At 70.9% G+C, this 18,580-nt stretch carries 18 protein-coding genes and 1 pseudogene; 13 read left to right on the top strand and 6 right to left on the bottom strand.

The window, feature by feature from the left end; all coding sequences use genetic code 11:
* On the bottom strand, window positions 1-446 hold a 446-nt coding region (locus AB0M52_RS13735), incomplete at its 3' end, for an FAD-dependent oxidoreductase (protein WP_363953015.1).
* 140 nt (window positions 447-586) lie between these two features.
* Between AB0M52_RS13735 and AB0M52_RS13730 the strand changes: the two genes are divergently transcribed.
* From AB0M52_RS13730 to AB0M52_RS13715, 4 genes are all read left to right on the top strand, one after another.
* Window positions 587-1,156: a GNAT family N-acetyltransferase gene (locus tag AB0M52_RS13730; RefSeq protein WP_363953013.1), complete on the top strand. Its 570-nt coding sequence runs from the start codon at window positions 587-589 to the stop codon at window positions 1,154-1,156.
* A 231-nt stretch (window positions 1,157-1,387) separates the two neighbouring features.
* Entirely contained in the window at window positions 1,388-3,961 is a 2,574-nt protein-coding gene (locus tag AB0M52_RS13725; protein ID WP_363953011.1) for a M14 family metallopeptidase, read from the top strand.
* 242 nt (window positions 3,962-4,203) lie between these two features.
* Entirely contained in the window at window positions 4,204-4,875 is a 672-nt protein-coding gene (locus tag AB0M52_RS13720) for an endonuclease V (RefSeq protein WP_363953009.1), read from the top strand.
* A gap of 118 nt (window positions 4,876-4,993) precedes the next feature.
* The gene (locus AB0M52_RS13715) at window positions 4,994-6,685 is read left to right on the top strand and encodes a hypothetical protein (protein ID WP_363953007.1); all 1,692 of its coding nucleotides are present in this window, start codon (window positions 4,994-4,996) and stop codon (window positions 6,683-6,685) included.
* A 10-nt stretch (window positions 6,686-6,695) separates the two neighbouring features.
* Here AB0M52_RS13715 and AB0M52_RS13710 read toward each other — a convergent pair whose 3' ends face one another.
* The 3 genes from AB0M52_RS13710 to AB0M52_RS13700 are packed head-to-tail and all read right to left on the bottom strand — an operon-like array spanning window position 6,696 to window position 7,464.
* Window positions 6,696-6,959 (bottom strand): hypothetical protein, encoded by a 264-nt coding sequence (locus tag AB0M52_RS13710; RefSeq protein WP_363953005.1) that lies wholly within the window; start codon window positions 6,957-6,959, stop codon window positions 6,696-6,698.
* Window positions 6,956-7,213: a DivIVA domain-containing protein gene (locus tag AB0M52_RS13705; protein WP_363953003.1), complete on the bottom strand. Its 258-nt coding sequence runs from the start codon at window positions 7,211-7,213 to the stop codon at window positions 6,956-6,958. Before AB0M52_RS13705 ends, AB0M52_RS13710 begins: the two co-directional genes overlap by 4 nt.
* Window positions 7,210-7,464: a hypothetical protein gene (locus AB0M52_RS13700; RefSeq protein WP_363953001.1), complete on the bottom strand. Its 255-nt coding sequence runs from the start codon at window positions 7,462-7,464 to the stop codon at window positions 7,210-7,212. Before AB0M52_RS13700 ends, AB0M52_RS13705 begins: the two co-directional genes overlap by 4 nt.
* Before the next feature lie 206 nt (window positions 7,465-7,670).
* Between AB0M52_RS13700 and AB0M52_RS13695 the strand changes: the two genes are divergently transcribed.
* Window positions 7,671-8,552: a helix-turn-helix transcriptional regulator gene (locus tag AB0M52_RS13695; RefSeq protein WP_363952999.1), complete on the top strand. Its 882-nt coding sequence runs from the start codon at window positions 7,671-7,673 to the stop codon at window positions 8,550-8,552.
* A gap of 4 nt (window positions 8,553-8,556) precedes the next feature.
* Window positions 8,557-8,739 (top strand): DUF397 domain-containing protein, encoded by a 183-nt coding sequence (locus AB0M52_RS13690; RefSeq protein WP_363953018.1) that lies wholly within the window; start codon window positions 8,557-8,559, stop codon window positions 8,737-8,739.
* Window positions 8,740-8,850: 111 nt separating this feature from the next.
* Here AB0M52_RS13690 and AB0M52_RS13685 read toward each other — a convergent pair.
* A pseudogene (locus AB0M52_RS13685) lies at window positions 8,851-9,104 on the bottom strand (helix-turn-helix transcriptional regulator); the annotation flags it as partial.
* Between the two features lie 310 nt (window positions 9,105-9,414).
* Here AB0M52_RS13685 and AB0M52_RS13680 point away from each other — a divergent pair.
* From AB0M52_RS13680 to ispG, 5 genes are all read left to right on the top strand, one after another.
* Complete coding sequence (locus tag AB0M52_RS13680; RefSeq protein ID WP_363952997.1) at window positions 9,415-9,732, top strand: hypothetical protein; 318 nt, start codon at window positions 9,415-9,417, stop codon at window positions 9,730-9,732.
* Entirely contained in the window at window positions 9,732-9,968 is a 237-nt protein-coding gene (locus AB0M52_RS13675) for a hypothetical protein (RefSeq protein WP_363952995.1), read from the top strand. The genes AB0M52_RS13680 and AB0M52_RS13675 overlap by 1 nt, the downstream gene beginning before the upstream one ends.
* A gap of 66 nt (window positions 9,969-10,034) precedes the next feature.
* A complete protein-coding gene (dxr, locus tag AB0M52_RS13670; protein ID WP_363952993.1) occupies window positions 10,035-11,246 on the top strand; it encodes a 1-deoxy-D-xylulose-5-phosphate reductoisomerase in 1,212 nt (403 codons plus the stop codon).
* A complete protein-coding gene (locus AB0M52_RS13665) occupies window positions 11,246-12,496 on the top strand; it encodes a site-2 protease family protein (protein ID WP_363952991.1) in 1,251 nt (416 codons plus the stop codon). Before dxr ends, AB0M52_RS13665 begins: the two co-directional genes overlap by 1 nt.
* A gap of 9 nt (window positions 12,497-12,505) precedes the next feature.
* Window positions 12,506-13,678: a flavodoxin-dependent (E)-4-hydroxy-3-methylbut-2-enyl-diphosphate synthase gene (gene ispG / locus AB0M52_RS13660; RefSeq protein ID WP_363952989.1), complete on the top strand. Its 1,173-nt coding sequence runs from the start codon at window positions 12,506-12,508 to the stop codon at window positions 13,676-13,678.
* Window positions 13,679-13,754: 76 nt separating this feature from the next.
* Here ispG and AB0M52_RS13655 read toward each other — a convergent pair whose 3' ends face one another.
* On the bottom strand, window positions 13,755-14,330 hold the full coding sequence (locus AB0M52_RS13655) for a PadR family transcriptional regulator (RefSeq protein ID WP_363952987.1): 576 nt from the start codon (window positions 14,328-14,330) through the stop codon (window positions 13,755-13,757).
* A 195-nt stretch (window positions 14,331-14,525) separates the two neighbouring features.
* Here AB0M52_RS13655 and AB0M52_RS13650 point away from each other — a divergent pair, with 195 nt between their 5' ends.
* Together AB0M52_RS13650 and AB0M52_RS13645 are read left to right on the top strand one after the other, a co-directional pair.
* Window positions 14,526-15,365, top strand: coding sequence for a GNAT family N-acetyltransferase (locus tag AB0M52_RS13650; protein ID WP_363952985.1), 840 nt, complete (start codon window positions 14,526-14,528; stop codon window positions 15,363-15,365).
* A gap of 88 nt (window positions 15,366-15,453) precedes the next feature.
* On the top strand, window positions 15,454-18,580 hold a 3,127-nt coding region (locus AB0M52_RS13645; protein ID WP_363952983.1), incomplete at its 3' end, for an ATP-binding cassette domain-containing protein.

Raw genomic sequence — 18,580 nt, 5'->3', positions numbered from 1 at the left:
AGCCAGGCCGGCGCGAGGTCCTCGCGCAGCGCGGCCAGCTCGGCCTGCAACGCGTCGTCGGCGGCCACGTCGGCGGGGGAGAAGAACTCGGCGAGCTGCTTGCGGCTGGCTGCGGTGTCGGTGCCGAACAGCAGGTACGGCGAGCCCGCGCCGCCCGGGGTGGGCAGGAAGTAATGCGGGTCGCGGCGCAGCACCGGGATGCGTACGTCGAGGGCGGCCAGCAGCTCCGGGGGCATCAGCCCGAGCAGGTAAGACCCGGTGGAGTGGCGCAGCTCGGGCACCTTGGGGAAGGGGTTCTCGGTGCGGGTGGCTCCGCCGATCACGTCGGCGGCCTCCAGCACCAGCACGTCCAGCCCCGCGCGGGCCAGCAGGATCGCGGAAACCAACCCGTTGTGCCCCGACCCGACGATCACTACGTCGGCCCGGCCAGGAACCTCACCCGTCATCCCCGCACCCTAACGCCTCCCACCCCCGCACCCGCCGTTGATCATGAAGTTGGCGGGGTATTTGATCTCCGGATGCCCCGTCAACTTCATGATCAACGCTGTTCGGTGGGGGGTTGAGGGTGGGGTTAGGGTCGGTGGGCATGAGCGTTGAGACGACCGAGCGGCTGGTGTTGCGCGAGTGGACGGATGCGCCGGGAGATCTGGCCCGGATCTACGACATCTACTCGCGCGACGAGGTGATGCGCTGGCTGGGCGGGGGCGCGGGGCGGCTCACCGAGCCGGGGCAGGCCGCCGAGCGGGTGGCCGCCTGGCGGGAGCGGTACGACCCGTACGCCGGTCGGTACGGGCTCTGGGCGATCGAGGTGGCCGGCAGCGGGGTTGTGGCGGGCAGCGTGTTGCTCAAGCCGCTGCCTGGTGCCGACGGCAGCACGCCGACCGAGGACATCGAGGTCGGCTGGCACCTGCACCCGGACTCCTGGGGCCACGGCTACGCCACCGAGGCGGCCCGGGCCGTGCTGGCCCGTGAGTTCGCCACCGGCACCCGGCAGGTCTACGCCGTGGTGACGCCGGGAAACGACCGGTCGATGGCGGTCTGCGGCCGGCTCGGCATGACCCACATCGGGCGCCGCACCGACTGGTACGGCGGGACCGAGGTGGAGACCTTCGTACTGCCCGCCCCGACCGAGCCCGCCCCCGCCGCCCGCCCGTGAGCGCATGCCACTCGGTGACGTGCCGGCGTGCCTGGGCGCACGGGCGTTGACCAGCGGGTAACCCGTTTTGGCCCGGTTGCCCCTCGGTAAATCGGCCGGGAAGCGCTCCCGTGTGGGACGGGCTATCGACTTGCGCTTCCGTCGCTGGTAGAACAGCCAATCATCATGGCGCTGATGATCGTGACCAGAAGTCGCCGCCGGCGCCCTACCCCCTCGAATCGAGGTATGTACGTGCGTGTTCGTCGCCCACTGATAGCCCTACTCGCGGCTGGGCTCCTCTTCGGACCAACCACCGCGGCCACCGCGGCGCCGCCCGACCCGGAAGTCGGTGACGCCGCCGTCGGGTCGCCGCGTGGTCAGTCCGACACCAACCTGCCGTTCGGTGTCGGGTCGGATCAGCGCGGACGGTCCGCCGACGCTCCGGGCCGGCAGCCCGCCGAGCCGGCGCCGTCGGCGAAGCTGCCCGGCAAGCCGCGCAACGACGTGATCAAGGACGTGCCGGTGGAGCTGACCGACGCGTCCATCCCGCTCAACCTCATTCCGTACCACGGGATCCCGGCCGCGCTGCGCGCGCTTCAGCAGAGCAACCGGATCAGCGTGGAGGTCATCGGCCAGTCCGTGCTGGGCCGCGACCTGCACCTGGTGGTGGCGACCTCGCCGATGACCGCCGCCGAGTGGAAGAACTGGCAGGAGCTGTCGGACCTGCGGATCAGCGACCCGCATGCGGCCCAGGCCAAGCTCGCCGCCGGCGGGTACGACAACTGGCGCACCCCGCTGTTCATCAACAACAACATCCACGGCAACGAGTGGGAAGGCACCGACGCCAGCCTCCAGGTTCTCCAGGAGCTCGCCTTCTCGAACGACGCCGAGATCGTCAAGATGCTCGACCGTCACGTGATCGCCTTCGTCGTGACGAACAACCCGGACGGTCGGGTCGCGGCGACGCGGGCCAACGCGAACGGCTTCGACATGAACCGCGACTACATCACGGCCTCGCAGCCCGAGGTCCGCGCGGTTCGCGCCCAGCTCGTCCGCTACAGCCCGCTCACCATGCTGGACATCCACGGGTACGTGTCCTGCACGCTCATCGAGCCGACCACCGGTCCGCACGGTGACAACTACGAGTACGACCTGTACATCAAGCACGCGCTGCGCAACGCGCTGGCCATGGAGCAGGCCGTCCTCGCTACCGGCGAGACCCGCGCCACCTGCGCGAACCCGGACGGCAGCCGGCGCAACGACATCCCGTTCCGGGACCGGACCCAGGGCTGGGACGACTGGCCGCCGATCTTCACCCCGATGTACGCGATGTACCACGGCACGATCGGGCACACCATCGAGGTTCCGCTGAACCCTCGGGGCAACCTGGCCGAGGCGGAGCGGCACGAGCGCACCCGGATCAACACCGCCGTCGCGAAGGCCACGATCAAGGGCAACCTCGGCTACGCCACCCAGAACCAGACGGAGCTGCTGGCCAACCAGCTCGAGTGGTTCCGGCGCGGCGTGGACGGCGAGGCGACCCGGCCGATCGACGACCCGCTGGCCCTCTCGCTCGCTCGTGGTGACAACGCCAAGACGCACCTGCAGGGCTTCCCGCGGGCGTACGTCATCCCGGCCGGCGCGGACCAGCGCAGCGCCACCGCGGCGGCTCGGCTGGTCCAGTTCATGCTGGACAACGACCTGACCGTGCAGCGCGCCTGGCGGCCGTTCCAGCTGAACGGCAAGAGCTACGAGGCCGGCGCCTACGTGGTCGACATGCGTCAGGCCAAGCGTGGCCTGGCGGGCGCCCTGCTCGATGTCGGGCGGGACGTGACCAACGACTTCAACGCGATGTACGACATCTCGGCCTGGAGCCACGGTCACCTCTGGGGCGCGACGGTGGAGCGGGTGACCGAGGACGTCACCCTCGACCCGAAGGTGCTGCGTCCGGTTACCGAGGCCCGTGCCACCGGCGAGGTGGCGCCGGGCAACCGGTCGGAGTACGGCCTGGTCGTCGACTCGGTGGCGGGTATCCGCGCCGTCAACCACCTGCTCAACGACGGGGTGAAGCTGGCCCGGACCCCCGACGGCACGTTCGTCGTGTCGGCCAACGCGTCCGTCGTACGCCCGATCGCCGACGCGTACGGTGTCGAGTTCGCCAAGATCACCCCGGCGGAGGCGCGGACGGCCAAGCCGGTCGCCAAGACCCGGCTCGGTGTGTCGGCCAACGGCGGCGAGATCTTCGCCCTGCAGCAGATGGGCTTCAACCCGATCTCGGTGACCCACACCGCGTTCAACAACGGGGCCCTGTCGTTCGACGACTTCGACGCCTTCTTGGTCTCCACGACGTCGTTCAACCCGCTCAGCCTGAACGCCACGCAGGCCGCGGCGTTCAACGAGTGGCTGGCGAACGGCGGCACCGTCGTGGGCCGGGGCAGCAGCGGCAAGCAGTTCAACGACCGGGCTGGGCTGCTCGACGTCACGATCGCGGCCGGACGCAGCGACGCGAACGGCATCGTCAAGGTGGTCAACAACCCGGCCTCGCCGATCACGGGTAACGCGCTGCCGACCGCGTTCGTCGACGCGCCGCAGTACTTCACCCGGGTCGGTGACGGCGTACGGGTCGACCAGCGCCTGGCCGACGAGGGCTTCTTCCTCGCCGGTCACTGGGGCGGTCAGGCGGCCGCCGCCGGCCACGCCGTGGTGGTCAGCGGTGTGGCGAAGGGTGCGAACGTGACCCTGTTCGGCACCGAGCCGCTCTTCCGGGCCCACCCTGAGGGCCTCTACCCGCAGGTCGCCAGCGCCCTGTGGTGGAACGGGTCGTGAGCTGACCCGCGGCTGATCGAATGATCCTGTGGCCCCGGCCGGTGCGACTTGTCGACACCGGTCGGGGCCACTGCCTTGCGACCGCCCGGTCCAGGACAACCCCGTTGCGCGGACGCTGATCGCCGTTACGATCCGGCACCATGGCGATCGTCACCACCCAACGGCTGCTGCTGCGCGACTGGTACTGCGGCGAGGACCTGGATACCTTCGTCCTGCACCGTCCGGCCTGAGCCGGCAACGCAATGCACCACGAACCGCCGACCTCCGTCGCGGAGGCGGAGCGGCTCCAGGAGCAGTTGAGGCAGCGGCTTGACCTGGACACTCACCTGGCCGCCAGCCCGACGCTGGTGGCCGGCGTGGACGTGTCGTACGACCAGTCCTCGCCGCGCATCACCGCCGCCGCCGTGGTCATCGAACTGACGACCGGCGAAGAGGTGGAGTCGGCCGTCGTGCACGGCGAGGTGACCTTCCCGTACGTGCCGGGGCTGCTGGCCTTCCGCGAGGTGCCGATCGTGCTCCAGGCGCTGGGCAAGCTCGGGTGTCGTCCCGAGGTGGTGGCGTGCGACGGGTACGGCATCGCGCATCCACGAAGGTTCGGGCTGGCCTGCCACCTGGGCGTCGTGATGGAGCGGCCCACCTTCGGGGTGGCGAAGACGCCGTTCGTCGGGACGTACGACCAGCCCGGCAAGCGTCGGGGCGACTGGTCGCCCTTGTGTGACGGCGATGACGTGCTGGGCCGGGTGCTGCGGACGCAGGCAGACGTCAAGCCGGTGTTCGTGTCGGTGGGCCACCGCACCGGCCTCGACGAGGCGACGTCCCTGACGCTCGACCTGAGCCCGCGGTACCGGCTCCCGGAAGTGATCCGCAGGGCGGACTTCCTCTCCCGCGAAGCACTGCGTCGAAACGAGGACTGATGATCACCGGCGAGGACACCGTTTACCCACGCGACCGGCCTCGGCACCCATCGGGATCTATGCGGGTTTGAGGTGAGGACGAGACAGGGGTGTTACGCGCGGCCACGACGGTGGAAGCATGGGGGCGTCGCAGGAGCACGACGGGGGCGGGGACCGCTCGGGTAAGAGGCCGATCGACACGATCCTGACTTGGCTGATCCATCCGGTGACCGTGGCGGCCACGGCGTTGCTGATCCTCAACGACCATGTGCTGAAGGCGGCGTACCCGGGCTGGTTGACGGGCAAGCTCAGCGATGTCGCCGGTCTGGTCATGGCGCCGCCGCTGGTGGCGCTCGTGCTGGCCGGCTGCTGCGCGCTGCCGGCCTTGCGCCGTGCGGCCCGCGCCGCCGTGGAGGGCGGCGCGGAACGGCCCCGGCGTCACCCGTCCGATCCGGCGGGGAATCCTGCGGTCGGGCCGGCGGACCTGCTGGCGGCCATCGCGATCTTCCTGGTGGGGGCGGGGTTCACCGCCGTGAAGGCCAGTCCGGCGGGAGCCGAGGCGGCCTCGTCGGCGTGGAGCGTCGTCAACGGACCGTCGGTGATCCTGGCGGATGTCACGGATCTGCTGGCGCTGCCGGCGCTGGGGCTGGCCTGGTGGACGTGGCGGGCGGCGGCGGCCCGCCCTGGCCTGGCTCGATGGTTGCGGATGATGGCGGTACTGGTGGTGTTGCCGATAGCCGGGTTGGGCGTCGCGGCCACCTCCGCCGTCGCCTACGACGACGCCGTCACGATCGTCGAGTGGCGGGGTACGGTCCTGGTCGGCATCGGCAACGCCTTTGACAAGGACTCGCGAGAGCCCCATTCCTGGTGGGACACCAAGGACGACGGGCTCACGTTCTCATGGCATCCGGAGGCCGACGAGGAACACTTCTGGGACGGGCGACCGCCACCGGCATCGGGAGAGGACTGCTCGGTACGGGAACCCCGGCACTGCTTCCGGATCGTGCCGCGCCATCTGGCGGTCGAGGAGAGTCAGGACGGCGGGACGACCTGGCGCGTCGCATGGCAGATCGATGAGGAGGCCCGGCAACGGCTCGGGATGACCTATCCGGGCATGGGTGATGTCCGGGAGTACCTGTCGTCCCGCGCGCTGGTGGTGCGGGACCAACCGGGCGGGGGCGTGGTGGTCATGGTGGCCAACGGCCGTGACGGCCTGGTCCGTCGGGACGCCTCCGGCAACTGGGAGCGGATCGGGCTGCGCCCCTTCGTCGGCAGGGAATCTCGGGACGACGATCCCCCGCAGCCAATTCCGAATGCCATAAAGGCGACCGTCACCATAGGTACGACAATTGCCGTTCCGCTGTCGATCGCGGTCGGGAGCTTGGTGGTCTTCATCGGTTGCAGCGCGCTACTGGCCCGGCGGCACGGCTGGTTCGTGGCCCCGGTGGCGGTCGTTGTCGGCCTACCCGGCGTGCTGCTTATGGCCGTCTTCATCGAGGAGGCATCGGCCGGCGTACACGATGGTCTGTTCATTCCGTTGGGCATGATGGTGGGCCTGACCCTGGTCCCGGCAATTGTCGCCGTACCGCTTGCTGCCGCCGGTCCTGAGCCAACGGGGGTCACTGTCGGTGGTGCCTGTCTCGCCGGCCTGCTCGCCGGGGCTGCGGTGCCGCTGCCGTACCTCGTCCGGCTCCAGACGGGCTGGCCGAGCCAGACCATGGCGACCACTTTCGCGCTGGCCATCGCGGTGGCGGCGATCCTCGCCAGCATCCCGCTCGCCATCTGGCACGCGGTGCGCCGGATGCCCCGGCAGCGGAGCCAGCAGCCGTAGCGGCCCGTGGTCAGCTGCTGGCCGGGCTGTCGGCGGTCGTGCAGGGGCCGTCGTGGTCGTTGGGGAGGCGGCAGCGGTCGGGGCCGCCGTGTGGGGCGTCGCACCAGATTCGGGTACGCAGGAACTGGCGGTCTTCCTCGCTGAGGGTGGTCTCGCCGAAGTCGATGGCGGTGACGTGGCCGAGCGAATCGCGGAGGGCGACGGCGAGGGCGGTGACCTCGTCCAGGCTGGTCAGTGTGGTGGGCAGGTGGATGATCCAGCGAGGCGCGCTCATCGTGGCCCTCGCTGGTAGGAGGCTTCCCCGTGGTGATGGGCGCTCTGCCGGGACTGCCATTGCCGGAGGGCCTGGCGGATCCGTTCGGCCTCGGTGTTGGCGGTGGTCAGTTCACGGTGCAGGCGATCCATCTCGTCGGCCACTCGGTTGAGGTAGTCGTCGACCTGGGCCGGGTCGAGGCCGCGCCAACGGGTGTCGAAGGTGGCTGCGCGTACGTGCTGCGGGAGTAGCCGCTCGCCGGTCACGTAGATCATGGGCGGGGCGCTTCCTGTTCGGCGATCAGCGCACGGATCTGCCGTTCGGTGAGGCCGCGCTGGTCGAGGACGCGGCGGCCCCAGCGGTGCAGCCGGCACGGGTGGGGTGCCCGGTCGTTACGGCAGCGCGGCCCGCCCGGCCACTGCTCGGCGGCGTGCACGCTGATCGCCCGGACCGCGAAGGTGACGTCCTCGGCGGTGACGTAGGGCGGTAGTGGGATGTCGCCGAGGACATTATCGATCGATTCCATGATCCTCCCTCTGGCCGATGGTGACGATGCCGGGGTGGGCGCCGGGATGAGGTTTCGGGGAAAGGCGCCCACCCCGGTCGTGACCCGCCGGGGGTTTGGCCGGTCATCCAAGATGGTCATTTCACTACTGGCCTGGCGCAATGTTCTGGGGAAGAATGCGAACCAAGGGATGAGGTGCCTTACGCGACAACAGCGAAGGAGATGACGTGGACGACTCGGGAAGCACCGTCCCGCGTAGGCAACTCGGCAGGTATTTGAGAGAAATTCGCGAAGACGCGCACGTAACGGTGGCCGCGGCGGCAAAGGAATTGGAATGGTCGACGCCGCGAATCTGGCGGTACGAAACCGGCCAGGTCCCGATGCACCCGAACGACGTGGAGGCCATGTGCCGGGTGTATGGCGCGTCCCGTGAAACCATCAAGACCATGCGGTCGCTGGCCCGGGAGACCAAGGCCCACGGCTGGTGGCACAGCTACGGGGAGGCGATCAAGGACTGGTTCAAGCTGTACGTCGGCCTGGAGGCCGCCGCCACCAAGATCCGGAAGTACGAGGCCGACCTGATCCCCGGCCTGTTGCAGACGGTCGAGTACATGACCGAGGTCATCGCGACGGACCACCCGCAGATGAGCGATGCGGAGCAGCAGGCCAAGGTGGACGTCCGGCTCCGCAGACAACGCCTCCTGGCCCGGGCGGTGCCCCGGGCGCCCTACTACGACGTGATCCTCAACGAAGCGGTCCTGCGCCGACCGCTGCGTGACCGCTCGGCGATGGCCCGACAACTGGACGCCCTGGTGGTGGCAAGCCAGCGGCACAACATCAAGGTCCGTGTGCTCCCTCTGGCTGCGGGGCTGTTCCGCTGGGCCGAGACGGGCACCTTCACCATGCTCGACTTCCCGACGGACGTGCGGGAGCCGGAGCCGACCACCGTCTACATGGACGGTCCGTGTGGCGCGGTCTACCTTGACAAGCCGCACGAGATCCGAACCTACGAGGACGCCTGGCACTCGCTGAGCGAGCGGGCGCTCGATGTCGATGACTCCCGTGAGCTGATCACGGCGATCGCTAAGGAGATGAACTATGAGACGTGACGGGGTGTGGCGCAAGTCGTCCCGGTCCGGCGGCAACGGTGAATGCGTCGAGGTGGCGGGGTTCGCCGACGCGGTCGGCGTACGCGACAGCAAGGACCGGCAGGGTCCGGAGCTGAACTTCGACCCGCCGACCTGGACCCGGTTCGTCATCGCCACCCGCGCTGGCCGCTTCGGCACCAAAGCCTGAGCCCGACGTGATGCGGTCCGGTGCCGTCCCAAGCCGTCGGCACCGGACCGTGGCGTGACCGGGCCTGGCTTCCGTCACCCGGTGGGTCCTGGAGCCGAAGGCGCGGACCGGCTATGCGATGGCGGGGATGTCGCCGTCGTCGAAGTAGATCGCCCGGTGGGGTCGGTCCACCGAGCGCGGCGGCGTAGCGAGCCAGGGCGTCCGGGCTGAATATCTTGCCTTGCTCGATCTGCGAGGCGCGGCCCTTGGTGATGCCCATGCTGCCGGCGACCTGTTGCTGGATCAGCCCACGGGTACGGCGGATCTCGGCCAGGCCATGCCCCGGCGGCGACGAGTAGTTCCTGCTTGCCGGCCTCAATCGGCCGCCCGTCATCATGACGGCCCGTTCCGCCCGTTTGATGGCTTTCTCGATGTTCGAATAATGCCTCGGGGTTTGGTGCGGCATCGAGATCTTGGACAGTTTCCGTTAGCGCCGAACGGCAACTGTCCAAGAATCACAGTCGAGTCGGAGTGTCGCGGAGCCCGCCCTGCCGAACGGCCCGGTCGGAATGTGATCAATATGGGGCATAAGCAATCTTGCGTGCCTTGGTCGAGTGGGGCCGGGAGTAATGATGGTCGAGACCTGACGCATTCCCGAGCGGTGGTGACCGCTCATCTCATGGGAGGTTGGTCGGCGTGCAGCGGGGGAGGGCTGGCGTCGCGCCGTTCTTCGACGTGTTGACTGCCTTCGACGTCAGCTGGACCGCGAGCGCCGCGCTCAACCTGCTACCAGAGAACGCCGGACCGAGGATCGAGGTGTCCCGCGGCTGTGTCGTGGTGACTGCGGGCGGCGGTGCCGACCGGCGAACGGTGCAGCGTGAACTTGGCCACCGGTTCCGGCAGGCGGCGCGAGCCGCCGGGCTGTGGGCGTACCACTCGGTCAACCTTGTCTCCGGCGATGATCTCTTCATTCCGGACCCCGCGGTGCTTCGCACGCTGGTGGGCGAAGGTTGATGGAAGTCGGGCCGGCTGTGTTGCTCGGCGAGATCGGGGCGGCGGGCATCATCGACCGGCCGCTGGCGGCAGCCGCCGCCACGACCTTCGTGATGAACCGGCCCTTCGACTTCTCGGTCGACCCGGCCGACCTGCTCGACGACGCGGCACCCACCGGGGAGACGACTCGCGCGGGTACGGCTGAGCGAGCACTCTGGCCTGTTAATAAGGGGCCCTTCCTCTACCGCAGGCGTTAATAAGGTGCCCTTCCTTTCACCGAGGCTCCCAGCGGGCGTACAGCGGGCGTGGGGAAGAATGGGCGGGTGACCTCCCCCCGCGATCTTGTACTGCTGGGCTGTACCGGTTCGATCGGTACGCAGGCCATCGACATCGTGCGGCGCAACCCGGACCGGTTCCGGGTGGTGGCGCTGGGTGCCGGCGGTGGCAACGTCGAGCTGCTCGCCGCCCAGGCCCTCGAACTCGGGGTCGAGGCGGTCGGGGTGGCGAAGGCGTCCGCCGCCCAGGATCTTCAGCTCGCGTTCTACGCGGAGGCCAGCCGGCGTGGCTGGGCCAGCGGCGAGTTCAAGCTGCCCAAGATCGTCGCCGGGCCGGACGCGATGAGCGAGCTGGCGCAGTGGCCGTGTGACGTCGTGCTCAACGGGGTGGTGGGCTCGCTGGGGCTCGCGCCGACCCTCGCGGCGCTGCGGGCCGGGCGTACCCTCGCGCTGGCCAACAAGGAGTCCCTCGTCGCCGGCGGCTCGCTGGTCAGGGCCGCGGTGACGCGGCCGGAGCAGATCGTGCCGGTCGACTCGGAGCACTCGGCGCTCGCCCAGTGCCTGCGCGGCGGCACCCGGAGTGAGGTACGTCGGCTGATCGTCACCGCCAGTGGCGGGCCGTTCCGGGGCAAGCGGCGCGACGAGTTGACGCAGGTCACGCCGGAGCAGGCGCTCGCGCACCCGACCTGGAACATGGGGCCGGTGGTCACGATCAACTCCGCGACCATGGTCAACAAGGCGCTGGAAGTGATCGAGGCACACGAGTTGTTCGACGTGCCGTACGCCGACATCACCGTGATGGTGCACCCGCAGTCGGTGATCCACTCGATGGTCGAGTTCGTCGACGGCTCGACGCTCGCCCAGGCCAGCCCGCCGGACATGCGGCTGCCGATCGCTCTGGGCCTCGGCTGGCCGGACCGGGTCGCCGGGGCCGCCTCCGCCGTCGACTGGACGACCAGTCACACCTGGGAGTTCGCGCCGCTGGACGACGAGGCGTTCCGGGCGGTGGCGCTGGCCAAGGCGGCCGGCGAGGCGGGCCAGTGTCGACCGGCGATCTACAACGCGGCCAACGAGGAGTGCGTGGCGGCGTTCGTCGCCGGGCGACTGCCGTTTCTCGGCATCGTCGACACGTTGCAGCGGGTGTTGGACGAGGCTCCCGAATTCGACGAACCGGGTACCGTCGAGGACGTACTCGGAGCCGAGTCGTGGGCCCGCGCGCACGCGCAGGAGATCATCGCAGCTGCGGTGGAAGGAGCTTGATGTCGTTCGCGTTCGGGGTGGTGTTGTTCGCCCTCGGCATCCTCGTCTCGGTGAGCCTGCACGAGGCCGGCCACATGCTCACTGCCAAGGCCTTCGGCATGAAGGTCACCCGCTACTTCGTCGGCTTCGGCCCCACCCTCTGGTCGTTCAAGCGGGGCGAGACCGAGTACGGCATCAAGGGCATCCCGCTCGGCGGCTTCTGCAAGATCGTCGGGATGACCCCGCAGGACGACGACGTCGAGCCCGGTGACGAGAAGCGGGCGATGTGGCGGTACCCGGTGTGGAAGCGGACGATCGTGATGTCCGCCGGCTCGGCCACCCACTTCGCGCTGGCGATCTTCGCCGCCTGGCTCGCCGCGATGACCTTCGGCCTGCCCAACCCCGACCGCCCGACCACCGAGGCGCAGGTCCGCGCCGAGCCGGCGGTGATCGCCCTGCAGAACTGCGTCCTGCCGGACACCACCTACCGGGAGTGCGCCGCCGGCGACGCGGCCAGCCCGGCCGCGGCGGCCGGGCTGCGGAACGGTGACCGGATCACGTCGCTCAACGGCACCCCGATCAACAGCTACGGTGAGCTGCTCACCACCCTGCGGGCCACCACCCCGGGCAGCACCGCCAACATCGGGTACGTCCGCGACGGCCAGCCCGGCACCACCGAGACGGTCCTGGCCACCACGAAGCGCCCGCCGATCGACAACCCCGACGGGCCGGTCACCGACGTCTCCGCGCTCGGCGTCGGGCTGATCCTCTCCACCCCCGGCCTGGTCACCTACGGTCCGGTGGAGGCGGTCGGCGCGACCAGCGACTTCATCGGCGACATGGCGGTGGCCACCGCGCAGGCGTTGCAGCGACTGCCGGAGAAGATCCCCGCGCTGTGGACCGCCATCACCGGCGGCGAGCGCGACATGGACACCCCGATCAGCGTGGTCGGCGCCAGCATCCTCGGCGGCGAGGCGGTCGCCAACGACGCCTGGGAAATCTTCGTCATGCTGTTCATCTCGCTGAACTTCTTCATCGGGGTGTTCAACCTGCTGCCGCTGCTGCCGCTGGACGGCGGTCACATCGCCATCGCCTGGTTCGAGCGGGCCCGCTCCTGGGTGTACGCGCGGCTGCGCCGGCCCGACCCGGGCCGGGTCGACTACTTCAAGCTGATGCCCTTCACGTACGTGGTGATCCTGATCGGTGGCGTGTTCACGCTGCTCACGATCACCGCGGACGTCGTCAACCCGATCACCCTCTTCACAAGGTGAGTGCCTGAAGTGACCGCTGTCAGCCTCGGTATGCCCGCCGTACCGCCGCCTCCGCTCGCGCCCCGCCGGGCGAGCCGCCAGATCATGGTCGGTTCGGTGCCGGTCGGTGGTGGCGCGCCGGTCTCGGTGCAGTCGATGACCACCACCCTGACCGCCGACGTCAACGCCACCCTCCAACAGATCGCGGAGCTGACCGCGTCCGGCTGCCAGATCGTCCGGGTGGCGGTGCCGAGCCAGGACGACGTGGAGGCGCTGCCGGCGATCGCGAAGAAGTCGCAGATCCCGGTGATCGCCGACATCCACTTCCAGCCGAAGTACGTCTTCGCCGCGATCGACGCCGGTTGCGCGGCGGTGCGGGTGAACCCGGGCAACATCCGGCAGTTCGACGACAAGGTGGCCGAGATCGCGGCGGCGGCCTCCGCCGCCGGTACGCCGATCCGGATCGGGGTCAACGCCGGCTCGCTCGACAAGCGGCTGCTGACCAAGTACGGCAAGGCCACCGCGGAGGCGCTGGTCGAGTCGGCGCTGTGGGAGTGCTCGCTGTTCGAGGAGCACGGCTTCCGGGACATCAAGATCTCGGTCAAGCACAACGACCCGGTGGTGATGATCCGGGCGTACCGGCAGCTCGCCGAGCAGTGCGACTACCCGCTGCACCTCGGCGTGACCGAGGCCGGCCCGGCGTTCCAGGGCACCATCAAGTCGGCGGTCGCCTTCGGGGCACTGCTGGCCGAGGGGATCGGCGACACCATCCGGGTGTCGCTGTCCGCGCCGCCGGTCGAGGAGATCAAGGTCGGCAACCAGATCCTGGAGTCGCTGGGGCTGCGCGAGCGCGGCCTGGAGATCGTCTCCTGCCCGTCCTGCGGGCGGGCCCAGGTCGACGTCTACAAGCTCGCCGAGGAGGTCACCGCCGGCCTGGAGGGGCTGCCGGTGCCGCTGCGGGTCGCCGTGATGGGTTGCGTGGTCAACGGCCCCGGCGAGGCCCGGGAGGCCGACCTGGGCGTGGCCTCCGGCAACGGCAAGGGTCAGATCTTCGTCAAGGGGCAGGTCATCAAGACCGTGCCCGAGGGCCAGATCGTGGAGACCCTGATCGAGGAGGCGCTGCGGCTCGCCGACGAGATGGGCGCCGAGCTGCCCGAGGAGCTGCGCGAGCTGCTTCCCGGCGCCACCGTCACCGTGCACTGACCCGGTACACCGGCCCGTTCGACACGAGGGCGGCCACCCCTGACCAGGGGTGGCCGCCCTCGGCGCGTACCGGGGCTCACTCGGATTCGGCGAGGATCGCGTACAGCTTGCGGCGGGTCTCGTCGAGCACCTGGGCGGCGCGTTCCCGCTGGTCGTCGGTGCCGGTCATCATCACCTGTCGCAGGGCGTTCGTCGCCTGCGCGCCGGCGTGCCGGATGTCGTGCCAGCTGTTGATCGTGTCCTCGGCGACCTCCGCCCAGGGCGGCGTCTGCGCCGCCTCCCCGGCCTCCGGGCGGCCCTGCTCGGTGAGCGTGAACCGCTTGCGGCCACCGCCGGCCTCGTCGGTGGCGGCGATCACGCCCTCGTCCTCCAGCAGCTGGAGGGTGGGGTAGATCGAGCCGGGGCTGGGCCGCCAGGCCCCGCCGGTGCGGGAGTCGATCTCCTGGATCATCTCGTAGCCGTGCATCGGCCGCTCGGTAAGCAGGGCCAGCACCGCGCTACGGACGTTCGGCCGGCGCCCCCGGCCGCGACCGCGACCACCCCGGCCGTGGCCGTGCGGTCCGTGGCCGTGCGGTCCGGGCGGGAAGGGCGGGAAGCCGAACCCGCGCATCCGGGCCTCGTGCAGGGGGTGCCCCCGTCGATGGAACTTCATCAGGCTGTCTCCTTGATCGAACTGTCGCTGATGCATCAACGATATATCGGCAATGCAACGGCGACAACTCGCTAGGCTGGCGGTCCGCGACATTCGCCCCGATCCGTCCGGCCGTCCGGCCCGCGCGTGTCCGGCCGTCGGACCGTGGTCACCGTCCGCCACCACGCCCCGCACGCATCTGGCAGGCTGGTAACCGTGCTGACGGCGCCGGTGCGGCAACTGGGGGAATCGGAACGTCGCGCGGTCGAGCGGTTGCTCGACCTCGACCCGTACGCGAGCGCGCAGGTCGCCGAGCGGGTCGCCGCGCGCGGGCTGGCATGGTGGCGTGCGGAGGGACGGGTGCTCGGGTACGGCTCCCGCCGCCACCTCGAATCGGTCTGCTGGCTCGGCGGCAACCTCACCCCGGTGCTGGCCAGCCCGCAGGCCGTCGCCGCCTTCGCCGACCTGCTCGCCGGCGAGGAACGGCTCTGCTCCTCGATCGTCGGGCGGGCCGACGCGGTGCTGGAACTGTGGGACCGCCTCTCCGAGACCTGGGGACCGGCCCGAGACGTACGCCCGAACCAGCCGTTGCTGGCCACCGACGCGCTGCCCGAGGTCGACCCCGACCCGCAGGTGCGCCGGGTCCGTGGCGGTGAACTCGACCTGCTCTTCCCGGCGGCGGTGGCGATGTACACCGAGGAGGTGGGGGTCTCGCCGCTGGCCGAGGACGGTGGGCGCGGGTACCGGCGCCGGGTCACCGACATGATCCGCTCCGACCGGGCGTACGCCCGGTTCGTCGACGGCCGGGTGGTCTTCAAGGCCGAACTGGCGGTCGTCACCCGACGCACCGCCCAGGTCCAGGGGGTCTGGGTGGCACCCGAGTGGCGGGGCCGGGGGATCGCCACGGCGGCGATGGCGGCGGTGGTGCGCGACGCGCTGACCCGGGTCGCCCCGACCGTCAGCCTGTACGTCAACGACTTCAACCTGCCCGCCCGGCGGGTCTACGAACGCTGCGGCTTCCGCCCGGTCGGCACCCTGGCCACCGTGCTCTTCTGAGCGTCTGCTTCGGGCGAAAATGCGTTGAGCTGCCCGGGCGCGCGCAGCAGGCTGGAACCTCCGCCACCATTCCGGGAGGAACCGACCCATGCGCCTGCTCCGTGATCTGTGGGTCACGTCTCCCCGCCGGATGACCCTGGTGGTCGTCCTGATCGTGCTCGGCGGCATCGGTCAGGCGGCCACCGCCGCGCTGGCCGGGCCGGTGTTGGTGCACCGTTCCGTCGGGTTCTTCGCGCTGCTGTCGGCGGCGCTGGTCGCCGCCGTCATCAGCGACCTGGTGGTCAGCCTGGTGATGGCCGGGGTGACCGCCGACTGGTCCGCCGACCTGCGCCGCCGGCTGTGCCGGGTGGCGATGGGCCAGCCGGTGCCCGCCCTGGAGACCACGCCGGTCGGTGAGATGCTCGACCGGATCGACGGCGACGTGTACGACGTCGCCTCCGGGGTGCGCGGACCGGGCGTGCGGCTGGCCCAGGCGCTCGCCGTCGGCCTGCTGTCCGCGCTGGTCGCGCTCACCGTCTGGTGGCCGGCCGGGGTCGGCATGCTGGTGCTCTGCGTCCTGCTCGCGGTCACCCTGCGCCGGCCGGCCGGGCGGATCGCCCCGGCCCGGATGCACGAGGAGGCGGCCTGGTCCGACCTGGCGGCGGTGATGGAGGAGTCCATCCACGGCCAGGACGACGTACGCACCAGCCTGGCCCGGCCGTACGTGTTGCGGCTGTACGCCCGTCGTGCGGCCGAGGTGCTCCGTCGTGGTTGGGTTGTCTGGCGGATGTCGGCGCAGGTGAACACCATCGCGGCCGGCGTGACCCGGGTCGGCATCGCCCTGGTCGTGCTCGGCGGGGCGTGGGCGCTGGCCACCGACCGGGTGGACACCGCCCGGTTGACCGCGATCTGGCTGCTCGCGCTCTCGCTGGGCATGACCGTCGAGCATGTCAGCCGGATGGTGCCCGAGGTGCAGTACGCCCTCGGCGCGTGGGGCCGGGTGCAGCTGCTCCAGAACGCCCCGCAGGAACCCACGGGCGGTGCCGCCCCGACCGACGGGGACCTGGTCATCCGCGACCTGACCTACCGCTACCCGAGCAGCGGACCGGACGCCGACCGGGGCCCCGCGCTCCGCGACATCGACCTGACCTTCGCCCGTGGCCGCTCGTACGCCCTGGTCGGGCGGACCGGATCGGGCAAGTCGACGCTGGCCAAGCTGCTCACCCGGGCCGTCGACGTGCCGCCGGGAACGGTGCTGCTCGGCGGGCGGGACGTGCTCGACCTGGACGTGGAGCAACTGCGCCGGTGGGTCGCCGTGGTGCCGCAGCGGACCGAGATCCTCGCCGGCACGCTCGCCGAGAACGTCGCGCTGTTCGACCCCGAGCTGCTCGACGCCGCCGTGCAGGCCCTGCACGAGCTGGGGCTGGAAGGCTGGATCGCCGAGCTGCCCGCCGGCCTGGACACTCGCCTCGGCGAGGGCGGCCACGTGCTCTCGGCCGGGCAGGAACAGCTCGTCGCGTTCGCCCGCATCCTGGTCCGCGACCCGCACGTGGTGATCCTGGACGAGGCCACCGCCCGGCTCGACCCGGTCACCGAGACGCGCGTGCAGCAGGCCACCGAGCGGCTGCTGCGCGACCGGATCGGCATCGTCATCGCCCACCGGCTGTCTTCGGTGAGCCGGTGCGACGAGGTGGTGGTGCTGGCCGACGGTGCGGTGGTAGAGGCCGCGCCGCTGTCCCGCTCGCGCCGCTTCGCCGAACTCCTCGCGGCCAGCCATGCGGGCGCGTACGGCGGCGACGCCCCGGTGGATCTGCTCGCCGATTCGGGTGCCGACTGGGTCCGGGGCGAACCGGCACTGGTCGGCGCCAACCCGGCCGGCGCGACCGTTGCGGCCTCCTTGGGCAGCACGGCCGGCGCCGTCGTCGCCAGCCCGGCGTCCGGCCCGGCGGCCGGTGGTGACCGGACCGGTCCGGCGGTCGGTGGTGACCGGGGAGGCCCGCTGGCCGGCGCGGATCGGCCAGCTCCGGCCGAGCCGGCTGGCCGTACCGCCACTGAACCGCCCGGCGGCGATCGGCGGCCCGCGTCCCGGGCGCGGACGCTGCGGGAGATCTTCCGGCTCTGCTTCAACGACCCCCGCTACGGCGCGGCGGCGGTCGGGGTCTTCGCCGTCCTGGCCGTGTTCGGCCTGGACGGGCCGGTGCTGGCCTGGCTCTGGGCCGACCTGGTCGACGGTACCGGCGACCCGTGGCTGCCCGCCCTTGGCATCGCGGTCGGTCTGGTGCTCGCCATCCCCGCCCACTACTGGACCTACCTGTGGTTCCCGGCCTGGTGGGTACGGCAGATGCTGCGGATCAGCCTGCGCCTGGTGCACGGCCAGACCGGCCCGCGTCGGGTCAGCCGGCACACCCCGGCTGAGGTGGTGGCCCAGGGCGGCGACACCGAGCGGGTGGTGCAGCTCGCCGACAACCTGTTCGACCAGACGGTCGGTGTGATCCTGCTGGTGGCGATGACCCTGATCACCGGCAGCGTGGTTCCGGGGCTGTTCTTCCTCGGCACCATGGTGCTGTCCGGGCTGGCCGCGACGGCGTTCGGCCCCCGGCTTGAGCGCGCGGCCCGGGACACCGTCGCCGCGCGGGCGGCGTTCGCCACCGCGCTGGTCTCCACGCTGTCGGCCGCCCGGACGGTCAAGCTCGCCGGGGCGACCCGGCCGGTGCTGACCCACCTCGCCGATCTCGACGCGGTACGCAGCGACCGGCAGCGCCGGGAGATCGCCGTGCAGGTATGGGCCCGCTCCACCCCGTCGGTGGCCAGTGGCCTGTTCCCGATCGGCGTCTGGGCGCTGTTCCTGGCCGGTGGGCTCTCCGCCGGGGCGGCGCTGGTGGCGGTCTCCACGCTGGGCGCGGCGCGCTGGTTCGCCTGGACCACCGCGTCGCTGATCTCGCAGGTCCCGTCGGCGCGGGTGTGGACCCGCCGGACGGCGGAGATGGGCGGGATCGAGGTCTACTCCGCCCGGGTGCCGGGGGTGGACCTGGCCGCCGGGACGGCACCCGCCCCGCCGGTGGCGCCGCGTACCCCGCTGCGACGGCTGGAACTGGCCGGCTTCGGCGTCCGGCACACCGACGGCCTCACCGCCGTACGCGACGTCGACCTGACCGTGGAACGCGGCCAGCTGGTGCTGGTCGTCGGCCCGGTCGGCTCGGGCAAGTCCTCGCTGCTGCGGGCACTGGCCGGCATTG

It is taken from the genome of Micromonospora sp. NPDC051296, from assembly GCF_040682255.1.
Taxonomy (GTDB): domain Bacteria; phylum Actinomycetota; class Actinomycetes; order Mycobacteriales; family Micromonosporaceae; genus Micromonospora; species Micromonospora craterilacus.
Note: the sequence above shows the minus strand (reverse complement) of the source record. Positions and strands in the feature narration are given on the sequence as shown.